The 17,108-nt window shown below is 70.6% G+C and carries 17 protein-coding genes and 1 pseudogene; 7 read left to right on the top strand and 11 right to left on the bottom strand.

The features are described 5' to 3' along the window. Window positions 1-20 precede the first annotated feature (20 nt). The 5 genes from ABZ396_RS10165 to ABZ396_RS10145 form a co-directional block, all read right to left on the bottom strand. On the bottom strand, window positions 21-1,037 hold the full coding sequence (locus ABZ396_RS10165; RefSeq protein WP_358914544.1) for a 1-aminocyclopropane-1-carboxylate deaminase: 1,017 nt from the start codon (window positions 1,035-1,037) through the stop codon (window positions 21-23). Between the two features lie 14 nt (window positions 1,038-1,051). Then, a complete protein-coding gene (locus tag ABZ396_RS10160) occupies window positions 1,052-1,699 on the bottom strand; it encodes a GntR family transcriptional regulator (protein WP_358914542.1) in 648 nt (215 codons plus the stop codon). 153 nt (window positions 1,700-1,852) lie between these two features. Beyond that, window positions 1,853-3,436: a TROVE domain-containing protein gene (locus ABZ396_RS10155; RefSeq protein ID WP_358914540.1), complete on the bottom strand. Its 1,584-nt coding sequence runs from the start codon at window positions 3,434-3,436 to the stop codon at window positions 1,853-1,855. A 445-nt stretch (window positions 3,437-3,881) separates the two neighbouring features. Then, window positions 3,882-5,330, bottom strand: coding sequence for an alkaline phosphatase PhoX (locus ABZ396_RS10150; protein ID WP_358914538.1), 1,449 nt, complete (start codon window positions 5,328-5,330; stop codon window positions 3,882-3,884). Window positions 5,331-5,516: 186 nt separating this feature from the next. Next, window positions 5,517-6,947, bottom strand: a complete 1,431-nt coding sequence (locus tag ABZ396_RS10145) for a hypothetical protein (RefSeq protein WP_358914536.1) — start codon at window positions 6,945-6,947, stop codon at window positions 5,517-5,519. A gap of 309 nt (window positions 6,948-7,256) precedes the next feature. On the opposite strand from ABZ396_RS10145, the gene ABZ396_RS10140 reads away from it, so the two are divergent. Beyond that, window positions 7,257-9,083 (top strand): endonuclease/exonuclease/phosphatase family protein, encoded by a 1,827-nt coding sequence (locus ABZ396_RS10140; protein ID WP_358914534.1) that lies wholly within the window; start codon window positions 7,257-7,259, stop codon window positions 9,081-9,083. Window positions 9,084-9,128: 45 nt separating this feature from the next. Here ABZ396_RS10140 and ABZ396_RS10135 read toward each other — a convergent pair whose 3' ends face one another. The 3 genes from ABZ396_RS10135 to ABZ396_RS10125 form a co-directional block, all read right to left on the bottom strand. Further along, entirely contained in the window at window positions 9,129-9,866 is a 738-nt protein-coding gene (locus ABZ396_RS10135; protein ID WP_358914533.1) for an SRPBCC domain-containing protein, read from the bottom strand. Between the two features lie 17 nt (window positions 9,867-9,883). Continuing rightward, window positions 9,884-10,621, bottom strand: a complete 738-nt coding sequence (locus ABZ396_RS10130; protein ID WP_358914531.1) for a helix-turn-helix domain-containing protein — start codon at window positions 10,619-10,621, stop codon at window positions 9,884-9,886. A 96-nt stretch (window positions 10,622-10,717) separates the two neighbouring features. Then, window positions 10,718-11,200: a hypothetical protein gene (locus ABZ396_RS10125; protein ID WP_358914529.1), complete on the bottom strand. Its 483-nt coding sequence runs from the start codon at window positions 11,198-11,200 to the stop codon at window positions 10,718-10,720. A gap of 495 nt (window positions 11,201-11,695) precedes the next feature. Here ABZ396_RS10125 and dapA point away from each other — a divergent pair, with 495 nt between their 5' ends. The 6 genes and pseudogenes from dapA to ABZ396_RS10095 all read left to right on the top strand — a co-directional run. Further along, on the top strand, window positions 11,696-12,613 hold the full coding sequence (gene dapA, locus ABZ396_RS10120; protein WP_358914527.1) for a 4-hydroxy-tetrahydrodipicolinate synthase: 918 nt from the start codon (window positions 11,696-11,698) through the stop codon (window positions 12,611-12,613). A 98-nt stretch (window positions 12,614-12,711) separates the two neighbouring features. Beyond that, on the top strand, window positions 12,712-13,221 hold the full coding sequence (locus tag ABZ396_RS10115; RefSeq protein WP_358914525.1) for a hypothetical protein: 510 nt from the start codon (window positions 12,712-12,714) through the stop codon (window positions 13,219-13,221). A gap of 155 nt (window positions 13,222-13,376) precedes the next feature. Then, window positions 13,377-13,562 (top strand): hypothetical protein, encoded by a 186-nt coding sequence (locus ABZ396_RS10110; RefSeq protein WP_358914523.1) that lies wholly within the window; start codon window positions 13,377-13,379, stop codon window positions 13,560-13,562. Beyond that, window positions 13,559-13,789, top strand: coding sequence for a hypothetical protein (locus ABZ396_RS10105; RefSeq protein WP_358914522.1), 231 nt, complete (start codon window positions 13,559-13,561; stop codon window positions 13,787-13,789). Before ABZ396_RS10110 ends, ABZ396_RS10105 begins: the two co-directional genes overlap by 4 nt. A 136-nt stretch (window positions 13,790-13,925) precedes the next feature. After that, window positions 13,926-14,381 (top strand): hypothetical protein, encoded by a 456-nt coding sequence (locus tag ABZ396_RS10100; protein WP_358914520.1) that lies wholly within the window; start codon window positions 13,926-13,928, stop codon window positions 14,379-14,381. Next, a pseudogene (locus tag ABZ396_RS10095) lies at window positions 14,380-14,825 on the top strand (UTRA domain-containing protein); the annotation flags it as partial. The gene ABZ396_RS10100 and the pseudogene ABZ396_RS10095, both read left to right, overlap by 2 nt. 234 nt (window positions 14,826-15,059) lie before the next feature. On the opposite strand, the gene dapD reads toward ABZ396_RS10095, so the two are convergent. The 3 genes from dapD to ABZ396_RS10080 are packed head-to-tail and all read right to left on the bottom strand — an operon-like array spanning window position 15,060 to window position 16,957. Next, window positions 15,060-16,046: a 2,3,4,5-tetrahydropyridine-2,6-dicarboxylate N-succinyltransferase gene (dapD, locus tag ABZ396_RS10090; RefSeq protein WP_358914518.1), complete on the bottom strand. Its 987-nt coding sequence runs from the start codon at window positions 16,044-16,046 to the stop codon at window positions 15,060-15,062. 45 nt (window positions 16,047-16,091) lie between these two features. After that, window positions 16,092-16,637, bottom strand: coding sequence for a TetR family transcriptional regulator (locus ABZ396_RS10085; RefSeq protein WP_358914516.1), 546 nt, complete (start codon window positions 16,635-16,637; stop codon window positions 16,092-16,094). After that, entirely contained in the window at window positions 16,637-16,957 is a 321-nt protein-coding gene (locus ABZ396_RS10080; RefSeq protein ID WP_358914514.1) for a multidrug efflux SMR transporter, read from the bottom strand. The genes ABZ396_RS10085 and ABZ396_RS10080 overlap by 1 nt, the downstream gene beginning before the upstream one ends. Window positions 16,958-17,108: the final 151 nt, after the last annotated feature.

Genomic DNA, 17,108 nt, shown 5'->3' with positions numbered 1-17,108 from the left:
GGGGCCGCCCTCCCGGTCCGTCAGAACAGCGCGCTGTACGCGTTCAGCGCGGGCTGCCCGCCCAGGTGGGCGTAGAGGACGGTGGAGCCGGCGTCGATCTCACCCCGCACGACCAGGTCCACCAGGCCCGCCATCGACTTCCCCTCGTACACCGGGTCGGTGACCATGCCCTCGGTACGGGCGGCGAGGCACATCGCCTCCAGGGTGGCCTCGTCCGGGATGCCGTAGACACCCGCGTGGTAACGCTCGTCCAGCTCTATGTCGTCGACCGTCAGCTCCCGCTTGACACCGATCAGTTGCCCGGTCCGCCGGGCTATGCGGGCGATCTGCTCGCGGGTCTCGGCGGGCTTGGCCGAGGCATCGATGCCGATGACCCGGCGCTCACGCCCACCGGCCTCCGCCAGCGCGGCGAACCCGGCGGCCATCCCGGCCTGGGTCGACCCGGTCACCGAGCAGACGATCACCGTGTCGAAGAAGACGCCCAGCTCCCGCTCCTGCTCAGCGACTTCGTACGCCCAGTTGGCGAAGCCGAGCCCGCCCAGCGGGTGGTCCGAGGCGCCGGCCGGAATGGCGTACGGCTTGCCGCCCGCCTCCTCGACCTCGCGCAGCGCCCCCTCCCAGCTTTCCTTGAACCCGATCCCGAACCCGGCCCGGACCAGGCGCACATCGGCCCCGGCCAGCCTGCTGATCAGGATGTTGCCGACCTTGTCGTACACGGAGTCCGGCCACTCCACCCAGCTCTCCTGCACCAGGACGCACTTGAGCCCGGCGCGGGCGGCGACCGCGGCGACCTGACGGGTGTGGTTGGACTGCACCCCGCCGATGGAGACAAAGGTGTCGCATCCCTTGGCGAGGGCGTCGGCCACCAGGTACTCCAGCTTGCGCGTCTTGTTCCCGCCGTACGCGATCCCGGAGTTGCAGTCCTCCCGCTTGGCCCACAGCGCGGCTCCGCCGAGGTGGGCGGTGAGGCGCTCCAGCGGATGCACGGGCGAGGGACCGAAGAGGAGAGGGTAACGGTCGTAGGAGGAAAGGGACATGGAGGCTCCTGGGGTCAGTCGGGGTCGGCCAGGTCGGCGAGGGTGCGCCAGATGTCCGCCGTGACCCGGACCGCCGCCCGCGGGTCACCGGCCGCGCACGCCTCGATGAGCCGCTCGTGCAGGCCTGCCGAGCGGCAGGAGCCGCCCTCGCCGAAGCGGCGGCGCTCCAGACGGCGGATGAGCGGGGTGTAGCGGGCGACGGTGGCGGCGGCCGCGCGGTTGCCGGCCACGCGGATCAGTACGTCGTGCAGCTCGTCGTCGGCGCGCAGGGCCTCGTCCACGTCACCGGCGTGTACGGCGGCGGCGAACCGGTCGTTGGCCCCGCGCATCATGTCGAGGTCGGTGTCCCGCAGCCGGGGTACGGCGGCCCGGGTGGCCAGCTCGTGCATGGCGCCGACCACGGCCGCCGCGTCCCGTACGTCGGCAGCCACGACCGGGGTGACCCGGGTGTAGCTCTGCGGCTTGCTCTCCAGGAGCCCCTCGTCGACGAGCCGGGCGAACGCCTCCCGTACCGGCGCCCGGGACAGCCCGAGCCGCTCCGCGAACTCGGCGTCACGCACCACCGCGCCGGGTTCGATCTCCCCGGTGACGATGGCATCGCGGATGGCCTCGTAGGCACGGTCGCGGAGCAGGGTGCGGGGCAGGGGTCGCAGGGCCTCCATGAACTGAAATGTTAGATGTCAGTGTCCGTCCCGGGCAAGGGTGCGCGCGGGCAAGGGTGCGACTGGGCAGGGGGCGGTAAGGGGCAACGGTGTGGCCCGCACCCCCCGTGAAGGTGCGGGCCACGTTTCATCGGCCGGTGGCCGGTCCGGCGGTCAGGCCACCGCCCACGGCCAGTCGGCGTCCCGGGCGGCCTCCAGCAGCGGCACCATCCGGAAAGCCGCGTCCGAGAGGCCGCCGAAGGTGTGCCGGTTGGCCTTTCCGGACGGGCCGTGGCCCACGCGGTAGCCGGCCAGGTTCCAGGTGTAGACCGGGATGTGGGCCGGGACCTGCTGGGTCGGGTCGCCGTGCCGGCTGTATGTGTACTGCTCGTCGGTGACGATCAGCACCCGGTCCTGCCCCCGGTAGTGCGAGCGGATCGCCGAGGTGGTGTCGGTGCCGCCCAGTGAGCCGAAGCGGCCGAGGATCTTCAGCACCGACTCGCCCTTGCCGAACGTCAGCCGCTTGCTCGTCGTACCGAACTCGACGAGGTCCGCGTCCGCCGCCCGCAGCGCGAGCGCCGCACCGAAGATCGCCGCCGCGTCGGCCCGGTTGAGCTGCGAGCGGTCGGACAGCGGCCCCCACATCGAGCCGGAACGGTCGACCAGCACCAGCGTCCGCCCCGGCAGCGTGGGCACGTCGGCCAGCGAGTGACCGAGCGCCCGCTCCAGCGGGTAGGACCAGCGCAGCGACGGGGCGTGCCGGTACGCGGCGAGGTACCGGAACGGGAACTGCCGCGAGCGCGCCACCTCCGCCGGGTCGCTGATCCGGGCCGCGACGTGGGCGGCGACCTCGTCGCAGACACCGGCCTCGTCGAAGTTCCGCAGGTTACGGGTCAACGCCATGGCGCCCATGGACGGAATCACGGCCTCCCAGGCCGCCTTGTCCATCGGGCCTTGGAGCCATCCGGCCAGCGCCTCCCAGGTCAGCCCCGCCGCCGCGAGCCGCTCGGCGCCACCGGGCTCGGTGACGACCGCACGCCGCCGCGCGACGGGCAGCGCCATCAGCTCACGGTGCGCGGCGAGCACCGGGCTCGACGCGGGCGGTACAGCGGTGTCGGGGTGGTGCCGCCGGTCCAGCGCGTACTGGAACAGTTCGCCCTGCCACGGCTTGTCCGGGTCCGGCGCCGCGTGCACCAGGTTGAGGATGTCGCCGAAGCGGTACCCCTTGGCCGCGGTGTCGTACTTGAGCAGCGACTTGCCGTGGTAGAGCCGCCGTACGGCGTCGGCGACCCCCCGCTTGACGGGCTTGGGGACGGCGCGGCCATAGGTGGCCGTCCAGTAGGCGAGCAGTTCGCCGGGCTCGTCGGGCCGCTGGAGCACGGAGGCGACGACCTGCCGGTTCGAGGGGCCCTCGGTGGCGCCCGCGGTCAGGCGTGCGTGGACGTACTCGGCGGCGCCCACGAGGGAGGCGGTCCGCATGTTGCCCTCGCCGCGCAGCCAGCCGAGCAGGCCGGCGGTCCAGGCCGGATCGGTGACGGCGAGCGCGCGTACGAGCTTCGCGTACCGGTTGTCGCGGTCGGCACCGGTCTCATAAAAGGTCCGCTGCGAGACGAAGTGGGAGATGGCGAGCAGAAAAAGCTCGGAACGCGTGTCCCGCTCCTGGCCACGGCCGCCCTGATAGGTGCGCAGCACGCGTCCGGTCGAGGTGACCCGCGAAGTGGGCTGCGCCCGGGCCGCCTTGGTGTTGAATCGCGCCATGGTGAATTCCCCCCCCGAATTCATTGGAGTTTGGGAGGAGACGCAACAAGAGGAGGGTGTCCGAGATCAGGAATCGACGGCGGACTTTAGTCAGATGCTCTATCCATTAAGCTACACCGGCCCGAGGCCGATGACGGGAGTCGAACCCGCAGCCTTCTGATCCCAATGAAGTAACCGCTGCCTGCGCACCGGACACCCACCATGAGCTGCGCCTCCCGAGTTCAGTGACACACGCACCGGGAGGTGCATGAAGTTTTTGGTGTCCAGAGTTCGAGGTCGGCGGAACCGACGTAGGTGCTCTAACCCCTGAGCTACACCGGCGCGTTGTACCGGTGGCGGGACTCGAACCCGCGGCCGCCCCATTATCAGTGGAAGTAGGTCCTGCCTTCGCACCTGGACGTTCATCACCTTAGGAGGCGTGCCGCGGGACGAGCGAGCGAATTAATCAGCCGCGCTTCTGCCGCTTCCAGGGCCCGGTGATGGCGAGCATGATGCCCGGCGTCTGGACGTTGGCGTACAGGGTCCGGCCGTCGGGTGAGAAGGTGACGCCGGTGAACTCGCTGTACTCCGGCGCCTCCGCGGTGCCGATGTTCAGTTCGTTGCGGGCGATCGGGTAGGTGCGGCCCGTGTCGGTGGCGCCGAACAGGTGCTGAAGGCCTTCGCCGTCCTCGGCGATGACCAGGCCGCCGTACGGGGAGACGGTGATGTTGTCCGGGCCGTCGAAGTCGCCTTCCTGGGACGGGTCCGGGTTGACGCCGATGAGGACCTTCAGGGTGAGGGTGCGGCGCTTGGGGTCGTAGAACCAGACGGCGCCGTCGTGCTGGACCGGGCTCTCCGCGCGGGCGTAGGAGGAGACGATGTAGGCGCCGCCGTCGCCCCACCACATGCCCTCCAGCTTGCGGGCGCGGGTGACCTGGCCGGTGGTGAACTGCTTGCGGACCGAGGTGGTCTTCGCGTCACGGTCCGGGACGTCCAACCAGTCGACGCCGTACACCGTGCCGATCTTGGTGGCGCGGGAGAGGTCGTCGACGAACTGGCCGCCGGAATCGAAGCACCTGAAGGCCTGGAGCGTGCCCGCGTCATCGGCGAGGGTGCGCAGCTTGCCACGGCCGTGGTGGAAGTGCTCCGGCGGGCTCCAGCGGTAGAGCAGGCCGTTCGGGTTGGACGCGTCCTCGGTCAGGTACAGGTGGCCGCGCTTGGGGTCGACGACGACGGCTTCGTGGGCGTACCGGCCCAGGGCCTTGATGGGCTTGGGGTCCCTGTTGGCCCGGCGGTCCTCGGGGTCGACCTCGAAGACATATCCGTGGTCCTTGGTCATGCCGTTGGCGCCGGCCTTGTCCTCGGTCTCCTCGCAGGTGAGCCAGGTCCCCCAGGGGGTGTTGCCGCCGGCGCAGTTGGTGGAGGTGCCGGCGATGCCGACCCACTCGGCGACCTTGTCGTGCCGTACCTCGACGACCGTGCAGCCGCCGGCGGCGGCCGGGTCGTAGACGAGGCCCTCGGTGAGCGGCACCGGGTAGTCCCAGTCGGCGCGCGGACCCCTCAGCTCGTGGTTGTTGACGAGGAGGGTGGCGCCGCGGGGGCCGTCGAAGGTGGAGGTGCCGTCGTGGTTGGAGGGGGTGAACTCGCCCGACTCCAGCTTGGTCTTGCCGCTGTACGTGATGATCGTGTACTCGAAGCCGGCGGGGAGCGCGAGGATGCCGTCGGGGTCGGGGAGCAGCGGCCCGTAGCCGACACCGGCGTGCCCGTGCCCCGCCTCGGCCGGGTCGGACACCTCGGTCTCGGTGGAGGCGAGGGCGTTCGGCGCGGTGGCGAGGGCGCCGACGCTGCCTGCCAGCGCGACACCGGCACCGGTGATCGCGGATTTCCTGGCGAAGTCCCTGCGGGTGAGCGACATGGTGTTCTCCTGTGACGGTCGGAGTGCCGTGGAGGGTGGCGGACCTCAAGTCGGCGCACACGCTTCCGACCACGCCTGAACGCCGCCTGAACTTCGGGCGACTTCGGCTTCATCTGTTCCATGAATCCGTATGCGCCGCCCCATGGTGGCCAAAAACCTCACCCAGGAACCCGCCCCTCCGGCCGCCTACCCCCCGTGCTGCGACCGCGCTTTGAACGCTGCCTTCCGGGCCTCCTTCGCCACCTTCTTGTCCGGGTGCAGGCGCCCCATCGCCTCCAGTACGTCGGCCGTGTCCGGGTGGTCCACCCGCCATGCCTCGGCGAAGAACCCGGCGTGCTGCTGGGCCAACCCCTCGACCAGGGCCTGCAGTTCCTCCGAGTTCCCTTCGGCGGCGAGTTGCGCGGCGAGCGTGTCGATGGTCAGCCAGAAGATCATGTCCTGCGAGGGCGCCGGTACGTCGGCGGCGCCCCGCTCGGCCAGCCAGACCCTGGCCAGCCCGCCCAGTTCGGGGTCGTCGAGAACCTCGCGGAGGGCCGGCTCGGCCTCGGTGCCGACCAGGGACAGCGCCTGCTGGCAGCGCAGCCGGCGCAGCGGCGCCCCCGCGTCCGCGCCGCGCGCGGCGGCCAGCAACTCCCGTGCGGCGGCGAGGGATTCACGGCGGGCCAGCCACTGCTCGGTCTCGGCCTGCGCGGCCCCCTGCGGAAACGCGGCCGTACCGTCGAGCAAGACGTCCGCGCCCTTGTCGGCGAGCTCCCCGACCGCCGGCGCCTGGAACCCGGCGTCCAGCAGCCGCGCCCGCAGCCCGTACGCGCCGAGCGGGGTGAGCCGCACCATGCCGTACCGGGAGACGTCGGTCTCGTCGACCGGCCCCGCCGCCGGCTCCTCCTCCACGTCGGCCATGAACGCCTCGTCGACCGGCTGGTACTCGACGAGCCCGACCGGCTCCAGCATCCGGAACTGGTCGTCGAGCCGCATCATCGCGTCGGACACCTGTTCGAGAACGTCGTTGGTCGGTTCCCCCATGCCGCTGGGCACGATCATCGACGCGGCGAGCGCGGGCAGCGGCACCGGCGCCTCGCCGGGGCCCCCTTCGCTCACCGTGAGCAGGTACAGGTTGCCGAGGACGCCGTCGAGGAATTCCGCCTCGGCCTCGGGGTCCCAGCCGAGTGACGAGAAATCGACCTCACCGCCCTCGCCGAGCGCGTCGACAATTCCGTCCAGGTCGGGCACGCTCGCGTCGCCGATCACGGTCTCCAGCGCGGCCAGCCACACCGCGAGGACGTCGCGCGGCGAGCCCCCGGTGAGCAGCGCCAGCTCCTCCCCCGCAGCCACGGTCCCGGTCTCCTCGTCGACGATCTCGACGAGCCCGGCGTCCAGGGCGACCCGCCAGGCCTCGGCGGCGTACGCGACGGAGTCGTCCCCGGTGAGCCCGAGCAGCTCGGCGGCGGCCGGGAGCTGTTCCTCGGCCAGTTCGCCACCTGCGTCGACGCGGGTGTCGGGTCCGGCCCAGCGGGCGAGCCGGACGGCCCGGGAGAGCAGCGGCGTGGCCAGCGCGGCGCGTGCCAGCTCCGCTTCGGGGCACAACCGCACCGGCGGCAGGGGGGAGCTGTCTGACATCGGGTGGTTCTCCTCGGACGCCTCAATGGTCGTACGACGACATGGACGCCGTACGACGGCCGTACGACCATCTGGATGCCGTACGGCTCAACCGCTCAGCCTAGACGGATTTCCACCCATGCCGCCCGGTTCATCTCCTCGCCGGTTTCCATACATGGCCGAAACCTTGACAACTCCCCTGGGCAGGCACGAGATTGACGCGCGTAGAAAGCAGGGAGGACATGTGTTCATTCTCTGTCTACGCGTGTCATGTACATTCCATGACTCCCCCTCGTCCCGGCACCGTTGTATGTCCCCGGAGGGATTTCCTTGCCGAGCAGGTCTTCCGCGCGTCTCGCCGCGCTCACCGTCGCCGCCGTCTGCAGCGCGGCGTCCACCGTCGCCCTCACCTCGCCCGCCCAGGCCGAGGGGCCGCGCATCCATGACGTCCAGGGCGCCACGCGTATATCGCCGTACGCCGGCCAGAAGGTGACGGACGTCCCCGGCGTCGTCACGGCCACACGCACCTACGGCTCCTCCAAGGGTTTCTGGATCCAGGATCCGACCCCGGACGACGACCCGGCCACCAGCGAGGGCGTCTTCGTCTTCACCGGCTCCACCCCGAAGGTCTCCGTCGGCGACTCCGTCACCGTCACCGGCACGGTCTCCGAGTACGTTCCGGGCGGCGCCGCCTCCGGCAACCAGTCGCTGACCGAGATCACCAAGCCGACGGTCACGACGGTCTCCACCGGCAACGCCGTCCCGGCGCCGGTCGTGATCGACGCGAAGTCGGTGCCGCGCAAGTACACCGCGGCGGGCGACACGGCCGCGAGCGGCTCGATCAACGGCCTGACCCTGCAGCCGTCGACGTACGCCCTGGACTACTACGAGTCCCTGGAGGGCATGGACGTCCAGGTCGCGAACGCCCGTGTGGTCACCGCCACCGACCCGTACTCCGAGCTGTGGGTCACGGTGAAGCCGCACGAGAACCGCACCCGCCGTGGCGGCTCGCTGTACGCCTCCTACGACGACCAGAACACCGGCCGTCTGCAGATCCAGTCGCTGGGCGCGACCGCCGACTTCCCGGTGGCGAACGTCGGCGACACGCTGACCGGCGCCACGACCGGCCCGATGGACTTCAACCAGTACGGCGGCTACACCCTCGTCGCGAGCGCAATGGGCACCCTGAAGAGCGGCGGCCTGGAGCGCGAGACGACGAAGAAGCAGTCGCGTGGCGAGTTGGCCGTCGCCACGTACAACGTCCAGAACCTCGACCCGTCGGACGCCACCTTCGAGGAGCACGCCTCCGCGATCGTGAACAACCTGCAGTCGCCCGACATCGTGTCCCTGGAGGAGATCCAGGACGACAACGGCGCGACGGACAACGGCACGGTCTCCGCCGACGTGACGATGAACAAGCTGATCGACGCGATCGTCGCGGCCGGCGGCCCGAAGTACGACTGGCGCTCCGTCGACCCGGTCAACGACCAGGACGGCGGCGAGCCCGGCGGCAACATCCGCCAGGTCTTCCTCTTCAACCCGGAGCGGGTGTCCTTCGTCGACCGCGCGGGCGGCGACTCCACCACCGCGGTGGGCGTCGCCGAGGTGAACGGCAAGGCGCGGCTGACGGCCTCCCCCGGCCGGATCGCCCCGTCGGAGTCCGCCTGGACCAACAGCCGCAAGCCGCTGGCCGGCGAGTTCGTCTTCCGCGGCAGGACGGTCTTCGTGATCGCCAACCACCTGAACTCCAAGGGCGGCGACCAGGGTCTGACCGCGCAGTACCAGCCGCCGACGCGCGGCTCGGAGATCCAGCGCCACGCGCAGGCGACGCTGGTCAACGCGTTCGTCAAGAGCATCCTCGACGTTCAGAAGAACGCCGACGTCATCGCGCTCGGCGACATGAACGACTTCGACTTCTCCGACACCACCAAGATCCTGCAGAGCGGTGGCGCGCTCTGGCCGGCGATCCAGTCGCTGCCGACGAAGGAGCGCTACACCTACGACTACCAGGGCAACCAGCAGGTCCTGGACCAGATCCTGATCAGCCGGGAGATCCGGGGCGATGGCGACTTCGAGTACGACAGCGTGCACATCAACTCGGAGTTCCACGACCAGATCAGCGACCACGACCCGCAGGTGCTGCGCTTCCGCCCGTAAGTCCCTAAGCCGCGCGCAGGCCCGTAGGCCGTCGGCGCGGGCGGCTCAGGACTGGCCGAACACCCCGTTCAGCCAGTCCTGCCAGGCGCGTTCGTTCGCCCCGGCGTCGGCGTCCGATGCGAAGTCGTGGATGCTGATGCCGACCGGGGCGCCCCAGTGGTTGCGCCCGAAGAACCGGACGAGGGCGTCGTCGGTGCGCAGCCCGATGAAGTACGGGTCGCGGTAGTCGACCACCGCGTCCAGGGTCCGCCCGCCGGGCCCCCGGACGCTCGCCTTCGCGCCCTCGGCGAGGTCGTCCGGCAGGCCGAGGGCGCGGCCCACGGCGTTGAAGGCATCCGGCGCCTGGGCCGCCCCGGGACCGTTGAGCTGCGCGAACGTGACGGGGCGGGGCGCGAAGTGGACCAGGTACTCGCGCAGGGTGCGCAGATAGAAGTCGGTGTGCCTGCTCGCGCCGTCGTACTGGTTGTCCCAGTCGTCGGTGAAGATCCCGCTGTGCACATAGCGCACCCAGGCACGGCGGCCGTCCTCCCGCGCCTCGATGACGTGCTCCAGCTGGTTGACGCTCTGGACGGGGAAACCGACGTCCTCGCTGCGGATGACCAGGTGGTGCGGTGGCTCGTAGACGGTGACGGTCGAACCGAAGGCCGCAGCGCCGCCCACCCGGGGCTCGGGGGGCTGCATCGGCCACAGATAGCCACCGGTGCCGTTCGTGATCGCCTCCCACACCTCCTCGGGGCGGGCGTCGACCTCGAACTCGCGGGCGATCTCGAATTCCTTGGACATGTCGTGGCTCCTGCTGCCTAATGATCCAGTTCGGGGGTGGAACGGTCCGTGACCGGGGGCCGGTCGGTGACCCCGGGCGGGTCCTCGGCCGCGGGGTGCGTCTCGGCCGTGGGGTGCGTCTCGGCTGTGGGGTGCGTCTCGGCCGTGGGGTGGGTGTCCGCCGTCGGGTGGGTCCCGGCCTTGACCGTGGGGTGGAGGGCGACGACGATCCGGTGGTCGCGGCCGTCCGTGCCGGGCGCGTCGTACTTGCGGATGAGCGCGCTCACGCCCGCCGTCAGCTCCTGCACGAAGGCCGCGCGGTCGGCGGCGGAGGCGAAGCGCACCTCGCCGTCCAGCGCGTAGGTCGCCAGCCGCTTGCGGGCCTTGGCGGCACCGTTGATCAGCGTGCCGACGTCACGCACCAGGCGGGCGCCGAGCGCGAGCAGCCAGTGCGCGGAGAGCTGGTCGCGGAACCGGTCCGGGTCCGGCTGTACGGCGGGCAGGGCGGCCGGTGAGATGACGTACGACGCGGCGGTCGCGCGCATCAGCCGCTCGGTGACACTGCCCTTGCGTCGCTCTCCCGCCAGCTCGACCAGGCCGTGCCGCTCCAGCGCCCTGAGGTGGTAGTTCACCTTCTGTCTGGGCAGCCCGACCTTGCAGGCCAGCATCGCGGCCGACGCGGGGGCGGCGGCCAGCTCGGCGAGCAGCCTGGCCCTTATGGGGTCCAGGGATACGGCTGCCGCCTCGGGGTCCTCGATCACGGTCACGTCCAGCATGACTCCACCGTCCCACCGAAAACTAAAATTGTCCAGACAGCTGGAGTTTTCGGTGAGACGGTGGAGGCGATGGAGCAAAGTGGCGCGGCCCGAACCTCAGCGGTGCTGGTCGCGGCGGCGCCGCAGGATCCCCGCGGTCGCGACGGCGACCACGGCGGAGGCGGCGACCAGCGCCGGCCCGGGGTGGCGCAGGGCGGCCCGGACGATCAGCCCGACCGGCCGGGGAGCCCCCTTCTCCACGGCATGCCCCGCCTCGGCGGCCTTGTCGTACGCCAGGTGACCGGCCCGCCCCGCCTGCTCCTGGACGACGTGCCCTGTCCTGACCGCCCCCTCCTGGAGGACGTGCCGTGCCTTCGTCACCTGCTCCTGGGCGGTGTGGCCGCTCTTGGCCGCCCGGTCCTGGGCCTCGTGACCGGCCTTGGTGGCACCGTCGCGCAGATGCACGGTCAGCGCGCCGGCCTTGTCCTTGAGGTCGGCGGCGCGAGCCTGGGCGCGGCCCTTGAGATCGGCCTTCGCGGCCAACGCGCCCGCGGTGTCGCTCAGTCGAGCCCCCGCTCCGTGTGCGGTCCTGTCCGTCATCGGTGTACCCCTCCTGGTGTCGTCGGCGTCCGCACTGGGTGTTGCGGAACATTCGGGTACCCAGGACGGTGACCATCAGACCGTCAACCACGTTCCCCCACCTCGGTTCCGGGCTCGGGAGCCGGGCCGACTGGGTCTGGAACCAGTCGAGGCGGGCTGCAACAGGGCAGCCTCCGCCGCGAGTTCGGGCAACCCGAAGCGCACGGCCGGCAACGGCCCGGCAGCGGCCCGCGGCCCGCGCCCCTGCGACGGCCCCCAGGCCCTGTCCCGCCGCCAGCCGGGCGAAGCCGGCGAGCGAGACGGAAGTACGCGCGCGTACGCTGCCGCCCCCAAGTCGCAGTCGCAGTCGCACAGCCGCGCGGGTGTGCGGGACCGCCGGCCGTAGACGCAGGAGCCTCGGCGGGCCCCGAGAAAAGCAATAACTTAGCGTTCCTAAGACGTGATCCGTAGAAGAATTAAGTGGAGCTAAGCAGTCACGCTGCCGAGACTACCCCCATGACGAACCCACACGACACATCCCGCTCGCCCCGCCCCTTCGGCCGCACCCTCTGCGCGATGATCACGCCGTTCACCGAGGCGGGGGGCCTCGACCTCGACGGTGCCATGCGGCTGGCCGCGCACTTGGTGGCTCAGGGCTGTGACGGTCTGGTGCTGAACGGCACGACCGGCGAGTCGCCGACCACCACGGACTCGGAGAAGGCCGAGCTGATCAAGGCCGTCCGGGAGGCCGTGGGCGAGCGGGTGCCGCTCGTGGCGGGCGTGGGCACCGCGGACACCCTGCACACCGTGGGGCTCACGCGTGCGGCCGAGAAGGCGGGCGCGGACGGCGTCCTGGTGGTGTCGCCGTACTACAGCAGGCCGCCGCAGGACGCGCTGGAGGCGCACTTCCTGGAAGTGGCGGACGCGAGCGCGCTGCCGGTGATGCTGTACGACATCCCGGGCCGCACCGGCACCCGCATCGAACCGGAGACGCTGATCCGGCTCGCCGCGCACCCCCGGATCGTCGCGGTGAAGGACTGTTCGTATGACTTCCTCGGCACCCAGAAGGTGCTGGCGCGCACGGGGCTGGCGTACTACGCGGGCTGCGACGAACACGTCCTCGCCCTGTACGCGGTGGGGGCGGCGGGCTGTGTCAGCACGGTCGCGAACGTCGTGCCGGGCCAGGTCGCCGCGATCCTCGACGCGTTCGACGCCGGCGACACCGCCCGTGCCACCGAACTGCAGTTGCGGGCCACGCCGTTGATCGAGGCGATGACGGCCGCGGGCCTGCCGGGCACGGTCACGTCGAAGGCGCTGCTGACCGCGCTCGGCCGGCCGGCGGGACCGGTGCGGGCGCCGCTGCGGCCCGCCACCCGGGAGGCGGCCGACGGGCTGCGGGCGGTGTGCGAGGAGCTGGTGTCGGCCGGCGGGTGACCGGCGTCCGGCGAAGCGTGCGGAGCGGCTCCCCTATGCCTCAGCGGCGCGAGAGACATTCACCGACGGCCCGCGCGCCCCTGCCGTACGTTGTCCCCGTGAGCCGCCCCCTGTTGTTCCTGGACGTCGACGGCCCCCTCAACCCCTACGCGGCACAGCCCGAGCGGCGGCCCGAGGGCTATACGACGATCCGGGCGACCGTCCGCCCGGGACGCCCGCTGCGGGTCTGGCTGAATCCGGGCCACGGCCCCGCACTGCTCGCCCTCGGCTACGAGCTGTGCTGGGCGACCACGTGGATGGCCGAGGCCAACCGCTGGATCGCCCCCGTGGTGGGCCTGCCCGAGCTGCCGTACGTCGACTTCGGCCGGGGCCTGCTGGCGGAGCGGCCGGACGGGGTGCACTGGAAGACGGAGGCGATCGTCGCGTACGCCGAGGGGCGGCCGTTCGCCTGGGTGGACGACGAGCAGGGCCCGGAGGACACACTGTACGTCCGGGCCCACCATCCCGGCCCGGCCCTGCTCCACCACGTCAATCCCCGGATCGGCCTCCGGGAGGGCGATTTCACCGCGCTGGCGGAGTTCAGGGCCTCCCTGCCACAGGACGGCTGAGCACCCTCCCGCCGACGGGGCTGAAGGGCGCTCTTGCCGAACAAGCTCGGCGCCGAACACATGATGGCCACGGTCAACGCGCACCTCCTGACGGCGCAGCCGGACAACAAAAAGCCCGCAAACGGGGCGATGTCGGCGGCTGGGCAGGCGACTTGATGACGTTCTGGGCCGACTGGCGCAACTCCGAGCAGGAGTACGCCGACCCTCTGCAGTTCGCCCACGCCAAGCTCGCCGTACCCGGAGTCAACCCGTCGTTCGGGTTCAACGACCTCATCGAGGACGCCGACGGGTACCTCCTGGCCCGAGCCGCAAGCGGCGGCAGGCCATCGTCGATGCCGTGAAGGACCACCACTACAACGGTGGCGGCGGCCTCAAGCGTTTCAACGACCACTTCACCAACCGGTGGGGCAACGCCACCGACTGCAAGACCTCCGCGCACAACGCCCTGACCGCGGTGGACGCAACGCTGTCCGTCGCTCAGCTCCAACTCATCACCCTTGCCGGAGTGGTGGCTCCGGGGGACTACCAGAACCTCCCTGGCGGCGGTGACAAGCTCAGCAACTTTTAGCAGGGCTTTGTCGACGCGCTGCTGGCCCGCATGGGAACGGAGACCACCAAGCTGTACCTGTACCAGGCAAACCATGAGAAGTACTTCAAGGCAGCCCGCGCACGCGCCGCCCGGTGACGACGGATAGAACATCGGAATGAAGCAAGTAGGAGCCCTTGTCACCGCAGTGGTCCTCATCGGCTGGCTGCTGTGGAGCCTGTGGAACCTCTTCCGCATCGTGACCGGCCTTCGAGACCGATCATGGCGGCGCCCACTGTGGTGGACACGTGTGTGCTCCATCGCGCTCTTCGCGGGCCTCGCGGCATGGATCTGGGGAGTGTTCAGAACAGGGCTCGACGTCCGCGAAACATGCCTGTTCGTCCATCACGAGCACTACGACAGGGCGTACAGGGATGCACACGCCGCGGAGTTGCAGAAGTTCTTCCCGCTGCACAACAAGTGCAATGCGCACTTCGATCTGGTTCCACCATGGGTCAACCCGTCCCTCATGGTGTGCGCCGTCGTCGCCATGACCGCGGTTGCTGTCCTCTTGCAGTTCGGCATCGCACACCTCACCAGCTTGCCCAGAAGGGAAAATCAGTCACGACCCTGACTGGGAGAGCCGGACCGACGTCAAGGTCCCCGCACCCGTCGGCATCGCCGCGCGGCTGGGCATCGCCGAGGGCGACCTGTGCGTTCGGACCTCGTACGAGTTCCTGGCCGACGGCAGGCCCGTGCAGCTCTCCACGAGCTGGGAGCCCCACGACCTCACCGCCGGCACCCTCGTCGTCCTCCCCGAAGGAGGCCCGCACGCCGGAACAGGCGTCGTCAGCCGCATGGCCGCCATCGGGATCACCGTCAGCCACGCCGTGAGCAACCCGAGCCCCGGCAGGCGACCGCCGAGGAAGCATCACTCCTCGGCGTGCAGAAGGCCGCTCTCGTCACCCGCATCCGGCGGACCTACTACAGCGACCAGGGACGGCCCGTCGAGACCGCGGACATCATCGTGCCCGCCGCCCACTGCGAGATCGTCTACGAGATCCCCATCAATCGATAGCCCACAGCCCTGCCGGCGCCGACACGCTCGCTGCTGCTCCCGTGGGTGATGACGGTGACCGGGGAAGCATGGGCCGATACCTCGCCCGGAGGAAGCCAGTGAACGCCCTCCCCCGGGCCGTCCTCGGGCCGTGGAAGGGCGCTCAACGATGACCAACGTCGACAACCGCTAACAGCTCGGCAGCAGGTCAGAGCGTTGATCGATTAGGCGGCCGCAGGTCACGGCCGCCGATGGTCAGTTGTGGCTGTGCAGGATCTCGTTCAGCCCGCCCCACACCGCGTTGTTCGGGCGGGCCTCGACGGCTCCGGTGACCGAGTTGCGGCGGAAGAGGATGTTGGAGGCGCCGTTCAGCTCGCGGGCCTTGACGATCTGGCCGTCGGGCATGGTGACCCGGGTGCCCGCGGTGACGTACAGGCCGGCCTCGACCACGCACTCGTCGCCGAGCGCGATGCCGACGCCCGCCTCGGCGCCGATCAGGCAGCGCTCGCCGATGGCGATGATGACGTTGCCGCCGCCGGACAGGGTACCCATGGTGGAGGCGCCGCCGCCGATGTCCGAGCCGTCGCCGACGACGACGCCGGCCGAGATACGGCCCTCGACCATCGAGGTGCCGAGCGTGCCGGCGTTGAAGTTGACGAAGCCCTCGTGCATGACGGTCGTGCCCTCGGCGAGGTGCGCGCCGAGGCGGACCCGGTCGGCGTCGGCGATGCGCACGCCCTTCGGGACGACGTAGTCCGTCATCCGCGGGAACTTGTCGACCGAGGTCACCTGGAGGTGCAGGCCCTCGGCGCGGGCGTGCAGGCGGACCTTCTCGATCTCGTCGACGGCGACCGGGCCGAGGGAGGTCCAGGCGACGTTGGCGAGGAGGCCGAAGATGCCGTCAAGGCTCTGGCCGTGCGGCTTCACCAGGCGGTGCGAGAGCAGGTGCAGACGCAGATAGGCGTCGTGGGTGTCGAGCGGTTTGTCGTCAAGGGAGGCGATGACCGTGCGGACCGCGACGACCTCGACATTGCGGCGGACGTCCGGGCCGATCGCTTGGGCCGCACCCTCGCCGAGGAGTTCCACGGCCTGCTCGGCGGACAGCGTCTCGGTGCCGGCCGGGCCGGGCTCGGCGACCAGCCCGGGGGCGGGGAACCAGGTGTCGAGAACGGTGCCGTCGGCGGCGATGGTGGCAAGACCGGCGGCCACGGCGCCGGTGGTGCGAACGTTCGTGTCGGTCATGATGAGAAACCTAACGTGAGCGGGTCGATGCAGGCGAACCGCGTCTCACGTGCCGGTCCCGATCACCCTCGCCAGTACCTCCCGCGCATACGCCTCGTCGTACGCCGCCCCCGTCAGCAGGACCTGCAGGCAGATCCCGTCCATCAACGCGACCAGCGCCCGGGCCGTGACCGGGTCGGTGCGGTGGGCGAGGCGGTCGGCCACGTCGTCGGCCCACTCGGCGGCGACCGGGCGCAGGGCGGGGCGGCGCAGGGCGGCGAGGTAGAGCTCGTATTCGAGTTCCACTCCCGTGCGGTCGCCCGCGAGCCACTCGCCCATCCAGCCCGCGAGTTCGGTGGCCAGGTCGGCCCGTGGATCCTCCAGTCCCCCGCGCGAGGCGATCACCTTGGCGAAGCCCTCGTTGGCCTGCCGCAGCGCGGCGACCATCAGTTCGTCGAGGGTCTTGAAGTGGTACGTCGTCGAGCCGAGCGGTACGTCCGCCTCGGCGGCGACGGAGCGATGGGACAGCCCGGCGAGGCCCTTCTCCCCCACCACGCGGATCGCCGCCTCGATGATCCGCTGCCGGCGCTCGGGGTCGTAACGGCGTGGCATCAGTGCGCGCCTCCCAGGTTCAGGACCACCACTCCCCCGATGATCAGCACGATCCCGGCGAGCTTGACCAGGCTGAGCCCCTCCCCGAACAGCATCAGGCCGAGCACGGCGATGGCCGCGGTGCCGACTCCGGACCAGATCGCGTACGCCGTGCCGATCGACACGGTCTTCAGCGTCTCGGCCAGGAGCAGGAACGACAGCACATATCCCAGTGCCGTCAGCAGCGAGGGCCAGAGCCTGCTGAATCCCTCGCTGTACTTCATCGCCGTCGTGGCGGCGACCTCGGCGGCTATGGCGCCGGCGAGCGTCAGGTATCCCATGTGTACGAGTGTACGCAACGCTGTGTACGCTCGTACATAACGGCGCCTGCACGGAACATCAACAGGCAGGGAACGACGCGCGTAGATGACATGGGTCCGCCCGGCCATCACCTCGGCGCCCAGGCCCAGTTCAGAAGGCTCCCGAGATCGG

This window comes from Streptomyces sp. NPDC005866 (assembly GCF_040629895.1).
Taxonomy (GTDB): Bacteria; Actinomycetota; Actinomycetes; order Streptomycetales; family Streptomycetaceae; genus Streptomyces.
The sequence above is the reverse complement of the archived record's forward strand: the minus strand, read 5'-3'. Positions and strand labels throughout refer to the sequence as shown.